Origin of the sequence: Maribacter sp. 6B07 (assembly GCF_002700155.1) — a bacterium.
In the GTDB taxonomy this organism is placed as follows: domain Bacteria; phylum Bacteroidota; class Bacteroidia; order Flavobacteriales; family Flavobacteriaceae; genus Maribacter; species Maribacter dokdonensis.
Map to the genome: position 1 here is coordinate 85,940 of NZ_PDUT01000003.1, position 14,600 is coordinate 100,539.

14 protein-coding genes are annotated in these 14,600 nt (G+C 33.0%); 6 read left to right on the plus strand and 8 right to left on the minus strand.

Translation table 11 applies throughout. From position 1 onward, the window contains the following. Positions 1 to 38: 38 nt before the first annotated feature. The 5 genes from CSC80_RS12985 to CSC80_RS13005 form a co-directional block, all read right to left on the minus strand. Positions 39 to 443: a response regulator gene (locus tag CSC80_RS12985; RefSeq protein WP_058105968.1), complete on the minus strand. Its 405-nt coding sequence runs from the start codon at positions 441 to 443 to the stop codon at positions 39 to 41. After that, complete coding sequence (locus tag CSC80_RS12990; RefSeq protein WP_099192409.1) at positions 430 to 2,283, minus strand: PAS domain S-box protein; 1,854 nt, start codon at positions 2,281 to 2,283, stop codon at positions 430 to 432. The genes CSC80_RS12985 and CSC80_RS12990 overlap by 14 nt, the downstream gene beginning before the upstream one ends. A 114-nt stretch (positions 2,284 to 2,397) precedes the next feature. Further along, entirely contained in the window at positions 2,398 to 4,245 is a 1,848-nt protein-coding gene (locus CSC80_RS12995; protein ID WP_099192411.1) for an ATP-binding protein, read from the minus strand. 123 nt (positions 4,246 to 4,368) lie between these two features. Beyond that, on the minus strand, positions 4,369 to 4,821 hold the full coding sequence (gene coaD / locus CSC80_RS13000; protein WP_071340074.1) for a pantetheine-phosphate adenylyltransferase: 453 nt from the start codon (positions 4,819 to 4,821) through the stop codon (positions 4,369 to 4,371). A 31-nt stretch (positions 4,822 to 4,852) separates the two neighbouring features. Continuing rightward, the gene (locus tag CSC80_RS13005; RefSeq protein ID WP_091602336.1) at positions 4,853 to 5,827 is read right to left on the minus strand and encodes a D-alanine--D-alanine ligase; all 975 of its coding nucleotides are present in this window, start codon (positions 5,825 to 5,827) and stop codon (positions 4,853 to 4,855) included. A 176-nt stretch (positions 5,828 to 6,003) separates the two neighbouring features. Here CSC80_RS13005 and CSC80_RS13010 point away from each other — a divergent pair, with 176 nt between their 5' ends. The 4 genes from CSC80_RS13010 to CSC80_RS13025 all read left to right on the plus strand — a co-directional run bounded on the left by CSC80_RS13010 (position 6,004) and on the right by CSC80_RS13025 (position 8,889). Then, positions 6,004 to 6,594 (plus strand): PASTA domain-containing protein, encoded by a 591-nt coding sequence (locus CSC80_RS13010; protein WP_058105973.1) that lies wholly within the window; start codon positions 6,004 to 6,006, stop codon positions 6,592 to 6,594. Beyond that, a complete protein-coding gene (locus CSC80_RS13015; protein ID WP_058105974.1) occupies positions 6,595 to 7,626 on the plus strand; it encodes an RluA family pseudouridine synthase in 1,032 nt (343 codons plus the stop codon). Positions 7,627 to 7,716: 90 nt separating this feature from the next. After that, complete coding sequence (gene yaaA / locus CSC80_RS13020; protein ID WP_058105975.1) at positions 7,717 to 8,478, plus strand: peroxide stress protein YaaA; 762 nt, start codon at positions 7,717 to 7,719, stop codon at positions 8,476 to 8,478. 45 nt (positions 8,479 to 8,523) lie between these two features. Beyond that, the gene (locus tag CSC80_RS13025; RefSeq protein WP_099192413.1) at positions 8,524 to 8,889 is read left to right on the plus strand and encodes a hypothetical protein; all 366 of its coding nucleotides are present in this window, start codon (positions 8,524 to 8,526) and stop codon (positions 8,887 to 8,889) included. Between the two features lie 2 nt (positions 8,890 to 8,891). On the opposite strand, the gene CSC80_RS13030 is transcribed toward CSC80_RS13025, so the two are convergent. Beyond that, positions 8,892 to 9,020 carry a 30S ribosomal protein THX gene (locus tag CSC80_RS13030; RefSeq protein WP_071340068.1) on the minus strand — a complete coding sequence of 43 codons (129 nt, stop codon included), beginning with the start codon at positions 9,018 to 9,020 and terminating at the stop codon, positions 8,892 to 8,894. A gap of 77 nt (positions 9,021 to 9,097) precedes the next feature. Here CSC80_RS13030 and CSC80_RS13035 point away from each other — a divergent pair, with 77 nt between their 5' ends. Together CSC80_RS13035 and CSC80_RS13040 are read left to right on the plus strand one after the other, a co-directional pair. Further along, on the plus strand, positions 9,098 to 9,766 hold the full coding sequence (locus CSC80_RS13035) for a uracil-DNA glycosylase family protein (RefSeq protein WP_058105977.1): 669 nt from the start codon (positions 9,098 to 9,100) through the stop codon (positions 9,764 to 9,766). A 297-nt stretch (positions 9,767 to 10,063) separates the two neighbouring features. Further along, complete coding sequence (locus tag CSC80_RS13040; protein ID WP_099192415.1) at positions 10,064 to 12,610, plus strand: phosphoenolpyruvate carboxylase; 2,547 nt, start codon at positions 10,064 to 10,066, stop codon at positions 12,608 to 12,610. Positions 12,611 to 12,689: 79 nt separating this feature from the next. Here CSC80_RS13040 and CSC80_RS19510 read toward each other — a convergent pair whose 3' ends face one another. Beyond that, positions 12,690 to 12,833, minus strand: a complete 144-nt coding sequence (locus CSC80_RS19510; protein WP_167342577.1) for a hypothetical protein — start codon at positions 12,831 to 12,833, stop codon at positions 12,690 to 12,692. Between the two features lie 97 nt (positions 12,834 to 12,930). Next, positions 12,931 to 14,430 carry a M20/M25/M40 family metallo-hydrolase gene (locus CSC80_RS13045; RefSeq protein ID WP_099192417.1) on the minus strand — a complete coding sequence of 500 codons (1,500 nt, stop codon included), beginning with the start codon at positions 14,428 to 14,430 and terminating at the stop codon, positions 12,931 to 12,933. Between the last annotated feature and the right edge of the window lie 170 nt (positions 14,431 to 14,600).

Below are 14,600 nucleotides of genomic sequence, written 5' to 3' on the forward strand. Positions count from 1 at the left end.
CATTAATTGATTGTAAAAATAAGGATTACTTTATTGGTTTATGCAACTTGGGTAATTTCTACAATTTTATTTCTATCAATGGGTTTTTGGTTAAAAGTTATGAGATGATGACTTTTACCTTTAAAATATTCCCATTGTTGTTGGTCACGAGGGTCAATTGAAGAGGTGACAATATTAATTCTAATTTTATCGGTAATGGGAAGATTGATGAAAGCTTCTAAAAACTCCCATCCATCCATAATAGGCATATTGATATCTAAAAATATAATTTGCGGAATTTGTTGTTCATTATTAAAAAAATCGATCATAGCGTCTATGGCAATTTTGCCATTTGCATATGATGCAATCGTATTACAATCTACGCTAGAAGAGATTAATTTTCGCAAACCAAAAACGGTAATTGCGTCGTCATCTATAATAGTGATATCACTAATTTTTTTCATTAAAGAAAATTTTAAATTCTGTTCCTTCTCCTTCTACACTACTAACTTCAACTTTACCGTTCATAGCGTCAATTTGGTTTTTGGTTAGGTATAGTCCTATACCTCTGGCATCTTTATGGTCATGAAAGGTTTTATACATACCAAAGAGTTTTTTGCCATATTTCTCCAAATTTATTCCTAAACCATTGTCTTTTATGGTCAATATTGAATAATTATCTTTTTTCTCTGCACTTAATTCAACCTTGGCTTCTCTTTCTGGGTGTTTATATTTTACCGCATTAGAAATAAAGTTGGTTAAAATGCTATCTAAATATGCCGGTACTGAACTTACCGTGAAATCTTCTGGTATGTTATTTTCAATAATGGCATTATTATTTAAAATAAGTGAAGATAAACCTTGCTTAGCATCTGTTATCTTTTCATTTAAATAAAGTTCTTTAATTTCTATATTGGTGTTTGTATTTATTGAAACTACTTCATTTAAATTGTCTAAGGTTTCAAGTAAGCTATTAGAGGCCTTGGTCAACATTTCTACGATCTTTGTCTTTTCATCTTCATCTTTTTCATTTTCTAAAAAGTTCAGCAGCATTGAAAAATTTGCCGAGTGAGAACGTAAATTATGTGAGACTATATGTGCAAAGTTCAGTAGTTTTTTGTTTTGTACCGAGGCAATGTTTATAATGTTTCTTAACTCTTTTTCCTTTTCTTTAAGTTTTGTAATGTCTAAACTAATGCCAACAATGCCATAAGCTATCCCTTTACTGTTTAATAATGGAATTTTAGAACTAAGAAAAGATGTAGACTTGCCGTCTAAAGTTATTTTTTTTGTTTCCTTGCCAATAATAGGTTCAAGGGTATTCATTACTTTTAAATCCTCTTCTCGTATTTTTTCTGCAGCTTTTAAGGGGTACAGGTCAAAATCATTTTTACCAATAATTTCTTTAGGGTCTTTTACGCCTAGGTATTCGCATTCCGCTTTATTGATCAATACCTTTCTGGATTCTGTATCCTTAATGTATACGTTAACAGGTAAATTGTCAATTAGCGTTCTTAACAGTTTTTCATTATCTATAGTTTTAATGTTTGCTTCAACCTGCTCATGTATATCTTGAAAAGTACCTATAAGACCAACCATTTCACCTTTATTATAAATAGGTTTCCCCCCGGCCATTACCCATTTTTCTTTTCCGGCAGCTGTTATGATCTGCAATTTTAAATTACTCCAAGCCTTCCCTTTATTTTGTGCTTCGTACAAAGCCATTGATATAGTATTTCTACTATGTCCCTCTTTGTAATAAAATAAGGCATTTTCAATGTTCGGAGAAAAATTTTGCGGTACCTCGTGTATGGCTTTGGTAGTTTCGCACCAAATAAGTTGGTTTTCGGCAATGTTATACTCCCATCTACCAATTTTGCTAATTTCTGCTTGTTGTTGAAGAAATAGTTCTTTCTTGTTCAATTCAAGCTCATTGTTTACTGCATCGGTAATGTTACTTAATTGAATGATGGCCCCAACGATATTTTCATCAACATCATACCAAGGCGCATTGCTCCACTCGAACCAAAGCTCTTGTCCGTCGCAATCAGTGGCTTTATGAATGCCCATTGGCTGAGGATTACCGTTAAAACAATTTTCTATTACCATTTTCCATTTATGGCTTAAATCGGGAAAAACGTCAAATAAGCTATCAGATTTACAGCACTCATTATTTTTATTAAAAAGACTCGTCCATTTGTCAGAAGTCTGAACAATATTAAAATTAGTATCAATGAAGGCTGTTGGTGCCGGCAATTGTCTAATTAAGTACGAGGCATTTGATGTTAGGGGAACTTTTACCATACCGATGAAATTTCTTACGAATTTAACGGGAATGACATATTTAACTATATAATTGTTGTGAATGCTGCCATTTACGTTGTAAAAGATTTAAAAAACTACTTTTTAATTATGTTTTTACTTTTTGTTAAAATGAAACCTAAAAATAGAACCTTGCCCAGGTGTGCTTTCTACAGTGATTTTACCGTTCATGGCTTCCATTTGGTTTTTTGTGATGTAAAGACCAATACCTCTAGATTCTTTGTTTCTATGAAAGGTTTTATAAAGACCAAAAAGTTGGTCTCCATACTTTTCCAAATCTATCCCCAATCCGTTATCCTCAACGCTTAAAGTGGTATAGTTTTTATCTTCCTGTACGCTTAAAATTATGATAGGTTTTTTCTCTTCACACCTATATTTAATAGAATTGGTAATGCAGTTTGTTAAAATACTATTTAAATAGGCGGGTAATGCCTTAATGGTCGTATCATCTGAAATTTCATTAATGATTTTGCCGTTGGTCTGTTTAAGTAACCCAGCTACATTTTGCTCTACGACAAAAACACTTTCATTAAGGTTTAGTGTCTTTTTTTCATTGTTTAGATTTGATTTTACCGCTACAATTTCCCTAAGACCTTTAATTGTTTCAGATAAATTGTCAGATGCGTTAAAAAGCATGGTCATATATTTATTTCGCTGGGTTAGGCCTTTCTCGTCATTAAGAAAGTTTAAGAGCAACGAAAAGTTAGTCGCATGTGTTTTAAGGTTGTGGGAAACCATGTGGGCAAAATTAAGAAGTTGATCATTTTTTTCTCTTGATGCTGAAATCGTATTCTTTAATTTTTTTTCTAATTTAGTTTGTGTGGTAATATTTTCTATAGTGCAGAGAATAATCCTTTTATTGTTTTTACCCACCACTAAATTACCAGTAACCTTTAAATTTAAATGATGTTTTAGTTTATTGGTGAAGGTGAATTTTACAGGCTTAAATGCGCCATTTTCTTCTAATTGATCTGTTAAACTTTCTAATTTTCCGGTGACTGAAGAATTAACGAATTTTTTAAAGCTTTTGTTTATAAAGGTGGGCTTGTCAAATCCTGATAATTTTAAAAATTGATGATTGACATTTATAAATCTCCCAGTTTCAAAATCAACAATGGCAAGACCTTGAGGAATTTTCTCAAATAATGGGTATTCATTAAGTTCGTCTTCTAATTTTGAAAGTTGAACATCTATTTGATTTTCTTTATCAACCTCTTGAATGGTTCCTATGACTCTAATGCATTTACCATCTTTAAACTTTGGTCTACCAATGGTGTTTACCCAAATAATATTCCCATTCTGTTGTTTAAGTTGAGCTTTTACATTCCAAGGTTTTCCTAGGTTGATAGCCTCTTCCACTGCTTTTTGTATTATTTTTTTAGAGTCATCTATGTAAAAAGCAATGGCATTGTCTAAAGTTGGTTCAAAGTCGGTTTTTACACCATATATTTTATTTACAATTGGTGTCCAGTGTAAAGAGTTGTTAATAATATCAAGCTCCCAACTGCCAATTTTTGCGACAGAACTTTTATTATTAAGTAACAGTTTTGTTTTATTCAGTTCCCGTTCTAATTCTTCTGTTTTTGAAATGGGCTCAACTTTAATGATCACACCAATTATATTTCCATATCCATCTTTCCAAGGATTTAAGTGCCATATGGAATCTTCAGATGAATAATGACAATCTTTAGCGTTGTATTTGAACTTAATGTCCCGTAAACCGTCTAAACTATATTTTAAACGGGTAGAAAGATCTTGAGACAGTTCAGGAAATAGACTTATAAAGTTTTCACCTTCTATTTGGTCAAGATCCAATTGAAAATTGGCAAGCCATCTAGGTGATGCACTCATTAAATTAAAACCAGTATCTATTATGGCAATAGACGATGGAATTTGGTTGATCCAATCTAAAGAAAATGATGAACTATTTTTTGATTTCAGCATAGGTGGAAAGAATTTTCCTACTAAATTATAAGAATATTCTAACCTTGCCTTGTAAATTGTTGTGTTTTTGCGAAAAAGTGTGGTTGAGGTAGCCTTTTATGTTGTCAGGCCGATGAAATGCATCTATTTTCTTACAGAATCGGGTACTAGACCTGTATAATCGCCTCCATTGCGTATTACGTCTCTTACAATAGACGAACTAATGTACGATTTGCCCGATGAGGTCAATAAAAACACGGTTTCTATCTCAGATAACTTTCTATTTGTATGGGCTATGGCCTTCTCAAATTCAAAATCTCCAGGATTACGTAATCCCCTTAAAATAAAATTAGCATCTACTTTCTTACAAAAATCTACTGTTAGTCCTTCATACGACTTAACGGATATAGATGGTACATCTTTGAAAGCTTCCTCAATAAATTTTATACGTTGTTCTAGACTGAACATGTATTTTTTGTCTGCATTTTTTCCTATAGCAATAATTACTTCATCAAATAAAGTAATACCTCTCATAATAATATCATGATGACCTAAGGTCAATGGGTCAAAAGAACCAGGAAAAATTGCGCGTCTCATATATTGGTTTTACTTTCTAAATATAGGTAATTTAAGACAATGCCTCTGTTATAGCATGTTCAAATAACATGCCTAGGTCAATACCTGCCTCTTTTGCTTGTTGAGGTAAGATACTTTCAGTGGTTAAACCCGGTGTAGTGTTCATTTCCAATAAATAAGGCACGTCACCAATAAAGATGAATTCACTTCGGGAAAAACCGGTCATTTTTAAAACATCGTATATTTTCTTGGAGGCTTGAGTAACATTTTTCAATTGTGTATCATTAATTCTAGCAGGGGTAATTTCTTGTGATTTACCTTCATACTTGGCTTCGTAATCAAAGAAATCGTTTTCAGAAACAATTTCGGTAATAGGGAAAACAGTTGTTTCTCCCTTCAGTTTTAAAACACCTACGGATACTTCGGTTCCTTCAAGAAAACCTTCAATAATAATTTCATCGTCTTCTTTGTATGCTGTTTCAATGGCACTTTTTAGGTCTTTGGCTTCATATACTTTGGTGATGCCATAACTACTTCCAGATTTGTTCGCTTTAACAAAACAGGGAAGTTTTACTTTTTCTATGATCTCATTTTCATTGATATCATCGCCTAAGTTTAAGTAATAAGATGGAGCTGCTTTAATGCCGTAAGGTTTAAGAACACTTAATAGATCCCTTTTATTAAAGGTAAGGGCGGCCTGGTAAAAATCACATGAAGTATGTTTTAGTCCTAAAAGTTCAAAATAGGCTTGCATTAAGCCATCTTCACCCGGTGATCCGTGAATAGCATTGAAAATACAATCAAACGTTACCGATGTGCCATTAAGGGGAATGGAAAAATTATTCCGGTCAATGGGGGTTTCCTTTTCATTATCATCGACATGAACCCATTTATCCTTAAAAATATGAATTCTATAAAGGTTGAACTTTTCTTTATCTAGGTAATTATAGACCACATTACCACTTTTAAGCGATATTTTATATTCACTAGAATAGCCGCCCATTATAATTGCAATATTTTTTTTCATCTATTTGGTCAGTTAAGAATGCTTTAGCAAAGATGAAGCATTGAAATAAAATATAAAAGAAAACCTTTAGCATTCATCAAAGGGAATATATTTTTATGGATATGATCTAACTATAGATCTATGCGCATGAATTGGTACGGGGGCATTTACTATATTTGTCGGGTCAAATAATATCTATGAGGAATTTTTTCAATTTTTTAAAAAGCAAAACTTTTTTAATTCAACTAGGTCTTGCGGTACTGGTATTGATAATCACCATTTTCCTTGTGTTAAGGTACTTGAACAGTACTACTAATCATGGTGAGTTTGTAGAAGTGCCAGACTTTTCTAAGAAGTCTGTCATGGAAATGAGAAAATCTATTGAAGAGGCCGGTTTGCGATATGAAGTGTTGGACTCTGCAAATTACAATCCAGATTATCCTAGATTTTCAATCATAGAACAAAACCCTACGGCAGGATCAAAAGTAAAGGAAAATAGAAAGGTGTATTTTACGGTAAATCCTTCTGGGTATAAGAAAGTTACCGTTCCTCAAATAATTCAAGTGACCAAGCGTAATGCCTCTTCAATGTTAAAGGCAGTTGGTTTAGATGTACAAAGGGTTACCTATATAGATGAGTTGGGTAAAGATATGGTGTACCGTATAAAATTTAAGGGTAAGGATATTAAGCCCGGTGATAAGTTGCCAAAAACATCTAAGATAGAATTGATCTGTGGAAATGGTAGTATTACCGAAAGAGCCATTATTAAATCTGAATCAGAAGATTAGATGGAAGAGAACATGGAGCGCCCTGAGAATGAAGATGGCGAACTTTTTGAACATCATAGAGTTGTAGCGTCTAAAGGTCAAGTACCTTTAAGAGTGGATAAGTTTTTAATGAATTTCATTGAAAATGCTACGCGAAATAAAATTCAACAATCTGCGAAAGATGGTCATGTTTGGGTCAACGATCAGATTGTAAAATCTAACTACAAGGTAAAGGCAGGTGATGAGGTAAAGGTTCTTTTTGAGCATCCACCGCATGAGTTTTTATTGGTTCCAGAAGATATACCTTTAGATATTGTTTATGAAGATGATGTATTATTGGTGGTGAATAAACCTGCAGGCATGGTTGTACATCCCGGGCATGGTAACTATTCAGGAACCTTAATTAATGCCTTAATACATCATACAGATAATTTGCCATCTAACAGTAACGAGAGACCCGGTTTGGTGCATCGTATAGATAAAGATACATCGGGCTTACTGGTCGTAGCAAAAACTGAAGCCGCAATGACCCATTTGGCCAAGCAGTTTTTTGACAAGACTTCAGAAAGGGAGTATATAGCTTTGGTTTGGGGTAATATTGAAGAAGATGAAGGCACTGTGGAGGGTCATGTAGGTAGAAACCCTAAAAATAGATTGCAAATGCATGTTTTTCCTGAAGGGGAAGAAGGTAAAGAAGCAGTTACCCATTTTAAGGTTTTGGAAAGATTAGGTTACGTTACTTTAGTATCATGTAAACTAGAAACGGGTAGAACACATCAAATTAGGGTTCATATGAAATATATAGGTCATACCCTTTTTAATGATGAGCGTTATGGTGGTGAAAAAATATTGAAGGGAACAACCTTTACAAAGTATAAACAATTTGTAGAAAATACCTTTAAACTATTGCCTAGACAGGCATTACATGCCAAAACTTTAGGTTTTGTACATCCTGTTACGGGTGAGCATATGAGTTTTGATTCTGAAATACCAGATGATATGGCCAATGCAATTGAAAAATGGCGTAGCTATAGCAAGAACAGTACAGCATAAGATTTTTCAATACCACTATTTAAACTCTTTTATATCTTTTGTAGGTCTTCAAGTTGATCATGTTTATTTTTGGAGAATTAAAATTGCATTATGAAAATTGTTATTTCTCCGGCAAAGTCATTGAACTATGAAAGTGACTTGCCAACAACTAAATATACATCGCCAGAATTTATTGAAGATGCTGAAAAGCTGAATAAAATATTAAAGAAGAAAAAGCCAAAAGCACTTTCTGAATTGATGTCCATTTCAGATAACTTGGCACAATTAAACTGGCAGCGTAATCAAGATTTTACAACACCGTTTACACCTGAAAATGCCAGACCGGCAATTTATGCCTTTAGCGGTGATGTATACCAAGGCCTAGATGCTTATACGTTAACCGAAGAGAAGATTGAAATTTTACAACAATCGCTCAGAATTCTTTCGGGGCAGTATGGTATATTAAAACCTCTAGACCTTATGCAACCTTACCGTTTAGAGATGGGAACATCTTTAAAAATTGGAAGAAAGAAAAACCTATATGAATATTGGGGAGAAAGGCTTACCGATCATTTGAACAATGAAATGGAAGAAGGGGAGCTATTGGTGAACTTAGCCAGTAACGAATATTATAGTGCATTAAAACCGAAAAAAATTAAGGCAGATATTATTACTCCGGTATTTAAAGATTGGAAGAATGATAAGTTAAAGATAATTAGCTTTTTTGCCAAAAAAGCTAGGGGTTCTATGGTGAGGTATATTATTGATACAAATGCAAAAACTCTTGAAGATATAAAAGGTTTTAATTTAGATGATTATCAGTTTAGTAAAGAGCATACTTTAAAAGAAAATCAACCCGTTTTCATTAGATAAAATATTATTATCTCTTTTTCGTTCTAAAGGTATAACAATACGTCTATGAAAAGGGTTTATTTGCTATCTGTAATTATCGTTGTCCTATTATTCTCGTGTACTGATAGGGATGATGAGGTTAATCTTGTCAATATTCGTATTCACAATAACACAGAACTTTTTTTTAGTGAAGTAAGAATTGCGGATAAAGATACTGTGTATGAGAATATTGCGGCAGATGAGTTTTCAACTTATATGGAGTTTGAAACTGCATTCGCCAATCCTGCAATAGCGATACTTACAGATTCAACAAGTCTTAACTATTTTCCAACAGATGTTTTATCAGATTCCTTACCTATTGGTTTTTATACCTATGAAATATCTTTGGATGTAGATAACCAAGTAGATTTAACCTTTAGAATAGACGATTAGAACTATTTCTTTTTACTGATTTTTATTTTTTCTTCTACGGTAGGTCTCTTTTTAATTTTACGAGGTCTTCTTGCCCCGTAAGAATTATTAGATATTTTTCCTTTTTTAGATTTTCTGTCTCCTTTACCCATAATATTGTTCTTTCTATTAAAGTAAGTAATTTAGTCATGATCGGTCATTTTAATAGGCTCAAGAGAATAAATCACTAATGCAAAAGATTTTTAAGCATATTCACCCATATGAACCATTTATTGACAATTCTACTGAAAAACTTATAGTGGGGACCTTACCGCCACCTCGTTTTACTACCGGTGATTTAAAAGAAGGAGATGTAAACTTTTGTTACGGAAGCAGGGACGGGCAGCTATGGCCTATTTTAAATAAAATCTTTGATCTTAATTTGAAATTTGAAACCACTAGTAAAGCTATTGATCAGCGCAAAATATTTTTGAAGGATAGAAAAATTGGCATATGCGACATAGTAGCTTCTGCAGAAAGAGAGAAAATTGATGCTTCTGATTTAGGTATGCAGAATATAGCATTAAGAAATGTTCTCGGGTATCTAGAAGAATATCAAAAAATACACACGCTTTTATTTACAGGTGGTAATAGTAAAAATGGACCGGAATATTTTTTCCGAAAACATTTAAAGGAAAGTGCGGTAGCGTTAAAATTGATTTCTAATCAGGTGCCTAGAATTCATGAGTTTGTACACCCAAGTACTAATAAACTCATAAGAACGGTTTCGTTAACGGCACCTTCTGGTGCAGCAAATAGGGCAGTAGGTAGTTTGGATTTGTATAAGAAAATGAAAAGTGAAAATCCTAAATTCAATACTATAGACTTTAGAGTGTTACAGTATAAAAAATATTTTTAATAGAGGTGATGGTTCTGTAAGTGGATAAACTAAAAAGAGTCTTGCTTTTAAGACAAGACTCTTTTACGAGAACACTATATGAAAATGAAAAAATTTTTTACTTATTTACATTGTAAAGATATATAGGCACTACTGTTTTTTGGAATATTTGTTGTCAATACAGACAATTTTGTGGTATACTTCTAGGAATATGATATTTCACAAAAATCATTCTCTAAATTCTCTTGGAATAGCGATATTTATGATTCGAAATTTAAAGAGTTTGTCGTAATGGTACGACTAAAAGTTTTTTAATATATGCAACAAAAAGAAAGATTAGCAGAATTTAAGAAATCTGTTCAAAATAAATTTAATGTTTACAATAGTCTATTCTTAAACCTTCCTTACGAGAATATTGAAAATGTAGGTATGTTGATTCCTTTATTACTGAATCAATCTGAAAAGGGGTTAAGTGACGGACTAAACCCAAAAGAAATTCTTGAGAATTTTTTCGAGAATTTTGTTGAAATAAAATCAGAAAAAGAACAAATAGACTTTATGTTTCGCATCATACAGTATGTAGAAAGACAAGTTGTTCTTTATGATAGTGTAGAAGATGCGGCGTTCCCAAAGTTACACAAGCATTCTAGTTCATTGTCATTAAAAGATTATTTTCAGTTGGTTGAAAAAAATAAATCTTGGGATACTATTTGGGACAAGTTGAGTACGTTCAGTGCACGTATAGTTTTAACGGCGCACCCAACACAATTTTATACTCCGGCAGTTTTAGATATCATTACAAACCTTAGAACTTTAATATTAGAAGATAAAATTGATGAAATAGATGTAGGTCTTCAACAACTAGGTCTTACGTCTTTGATCAATGCAAAAAAACCGACACCTTTAGATGAAGCGAAAAATATAATCTACACGCTAAGACATGTATATTATGATGCAATTGGTGATATGTATGCTTATATCAAGGGTAGTACAGGGTCAAAGAATTTTGAAAATCATGATATTGTCAAGTTAGGTTTTTGGCCTGGCGGCGATAGAGATGGAAATCCGTTTGTAACTGCAGATATCACCAGAGATGTAATGAACGAGCTTCGTTTAACGTTAATGAAGTGCTATTATAATGACCTTAAAGGTTTGGTGCATAAACTTACCTTTAAAGATGTACAAGAACCGTTGCAGAAGCTTAGGGGTAATTTGTACACGGCCATGTTCGATAGTTCTAAGGATATTGGTTATGAAGATTTAATTGTTCCTTTAGAAGAAATACAATCCATATTAATAGAAAAATACCAAAGTCTTTATCTAAAAGATTTGGAAAAATTTATTGATAAGGTAAAGATATTCAAGGTGCACTTTGCTACAATAGATATACGCCAAGACCATAGTATGCATACCAAAGTAATGGTAGAAGTATTAAAAAAGAATGGTTTTATAAATGATGAGCTAAGTGAGTTATCTGACGAGGAATTATTGGATATTCTTTTGCATAAGAATTTAAATTTGGTATCAGATGATTATGAAGAAGATATTGTAAAAGATACTATTAAGAACATACTTCAATTACAGACCATACAGGCTAAAAATGGAGAAGAAGGATGTAATAGATACATTATCAGTAATTCTGAAGATAAGTATTCCATTTTGTTTGTTTACGCACTGTTTAGATGGTGTGGCTGGGCAGACAAAGAAATAACGTTTGATATAGTGCCGTTGTTCGAAACAATGAACGGAATGGATACAGCTCAAGATACCATGAAGTTTTTATTCAGTTTACCTGAGTATATGGCCCATTTAGAAAATAGAAATAAAAAGCAGACTATAATGCTTGGATTTTCCGATGGAACTAAAGATGGGGGCTATTTAAAAGCCAACTGGTCAATTTTAAAGACAAAAGAAGAGCTTTCAGAGGTTTGTGATCAGAATGATATTGCTGCCGTATTTTTTGATGGTAGGGGAGGTCCACCGGCAAGAGGAGGTGGAAAAACGCATCGTTTTTATGCTGCCCAGACCAATAAAGTGGCGAACAATGAAATTCAATTAACTATTCAAGGGCAGACCATAACAAGTACTTATGGTACCAAAGAACAGTTTATTTATAATAGTGAGCAACTATTGACCGCCGGATTGTCTAACACAATTTTAGGAAAAGAAATTGTTATATCTGATGCTGATAGAGAGTTGATTGAAGAGCTGTCAGAACTAAGTTTTAAAAAGTATGATGATCTAAAACACCATGATAAGTTTATGCCGTACTTGGAAAACATGAGTACGCTTAAATATTACACAAAAGCAAATATTGGTAGTAGACCTGGAAAAAGAGGAAATAAGGCTAAACTTGAATTGTCTGATTTAAGGGCAATTTCATTTGTAGGGTCATGGAGTCAATTAAAGCAGAACGTACCAGGTTATTATGGTATTGGTACTGCTCTTGAGAAACTTGAAAAAGATGGAAGATTTGAAGAGGCCAAAAGGTTGTACCAAGAAGTACCGTTCTTTCAAGCTTTGATGATGAACAGTATGATGAGTCTTACCAAATGTTATTTTGAATTGACCAGTTACATGAAAGAAAATAAGGAGTATGGTGCTTTTTGGGAGATTCTTCATGCAGAATATGAATTATCTAAAGCAATGCTTCTAAAACTATCTGGCATGGAAATATTAATGAAGAAAGAAGCAATTTCTAGGGAGTCCATCAAAATTCGTGAGAGTATAGTCTTGCCTTTATTGGTTATTCAACAATATGCGCTTCAAAGGATTGGAGAAGGTACGGAGTATAAAGAATTGTACGAAAAGATTGTTACCAGATCACTATACGGTAATATCAATGCTAGTAGAAACTCAGCATAGTTTTTTATAAAATAACATCCTAATAAAAGCCCGATTCAAAACATTGAATCGGGCTTTTTACTTTGTAGTATAAAGTGTACTATTTTTTATTCTGTTGATTTTTAATAGTCTCTTTATCTATATCAAAATCGTTTGTTTCTATATTGGTATTCCCCGTCGGATTTGTTGGGTTATTCTGTTCTACTTTTCTTTTAAACTTTTTATTATCTTTTATAATTCCCATAATTTCAATTTTTTAGGTTCATATTTAAGATAACAAATTGAAAATGAGAACTCCGTTAATTGGTTGATAAACCTTTGTTATAGAATGTTAAACTAAACTATTCAGTTTCACTTGGGCTAAGTAATGCATAAAACAATTTTATACCATACGCTATTTGTCCAATTTTTAAATTCTCATTGGGGCTATGTTGATTGTTATCTGGGTTTACCATGGGAATTATGAATGCAGGAATTTTTAGTTCATTGATAAATGGTGAAATAGGAACAGTACCACCCATTATACGGATTTGAACAGGTTTTTCTCCAAATTTGGATTCCATGGTTTTAACTATGTTATTTCCAAAAGGGTTATTTAGATCGGTTCTAAAAGCATCCGTAACTGAGCCTTCCTTAATAGTAACAATTTTATCAAATTTTAGGCGGTCTTCCATAGTGGGTTCCGTACTCATTACATGAAAACCTTGATTTTTTATGTGTTCTTTTACAAGGTTTTTAAGTTTTGTACCATCACTTTCAGGTACTAACCTGAAATCTAATTCAGCTGTGGCGGTGGCCGGCACAATTGTTCTTGCTTTTTCTCCAACCCAGCCAGAGCCTAATCCTCTAATGTTTAAAGAAGGGTATTGCAATGCTTCTTGATAAAACCCGCCAACCTTTTCTGGGTTAGAGATGGCTAAATTGCTATTGATAACATCGGCATTGTCCGGAACGCTTTTTAAAATAGCTAATGTTGCATCATCTAATGAGATTCCATCATAATATCCTTTTATAAGAACTTTGCCATTGGCATCTTTCATTGTTGCTAGTAGCTGTGCCAACTGAAAACCAGGGTTAGGAGCGTAGTTTCCGTAATGACCACTATGTTGCGGTTTTATAGGACCATGGGTCGTAATGGATAATGTTGTGATTCCTCTACAACCATAAACTATTGTTGGTTTCCCGGAAACATGAACCGGACCATCGTTTATCACCAAAAAATCGGCTTTCAATAAATCTTTATACGTACGCACCGCTTGTGGTAATGGTGCGCTACTTTTTTCTTCTTCGCTATCTAGAATTACCTTTACATTAAAAGGTATGTCTATAGCATCTTTTTTAAGAGCATCTATAGCATTTAAGAACATGATAATAGGACCTTTATCGTCTGAAGTTGATCTTCCAAAAAGGCGCCAGTCATAATTTATATCGTCGTTAAGTTCTGAGAAAGATTCAGTTTTCCAATCGTCTTCGGTTTTAGATTTTAAAACTACTTTATACGGATCTGGTTGATCCCATTTTGTAGCGTCTACAGATTGCCCATCTAAATGCATATAGAACAAAATAGTTGGCTTGTTGTCGTCCATTGGTAGAGCGGCAAAAAATAATGGTAGCCCTTCGGTTTCTAAAATGGTACTATTAAATCCACGTTCAGTGAATTTTTTTCTCAGCCAATAAAGGTTAGAATCAATATCGTCCGCATTTAATGCATCATTAGGTATAGCTACAAATTCCCTTAATTCGCCAATAGCATTCGCTACTTTAGATTTTATTAAAATGGAGTCTTGAGAATGGGCGGTAAAAAATAATAAAAGGAATGTAAGTGTAAGAAGTTTTTTCATGGTCGTTCATGTAAATATATTCTTTAAAAGTAAGGAAAATAGAGAGAATAATCTGTGTTGGTACCAATAACATGGTATACGGAAAATTATAAATTAATTTAAAAAAATGATGCAATAATAATATTCTTATTTAATGCGAATTTTAATTTTTGAATTAAAAAATTGTATTA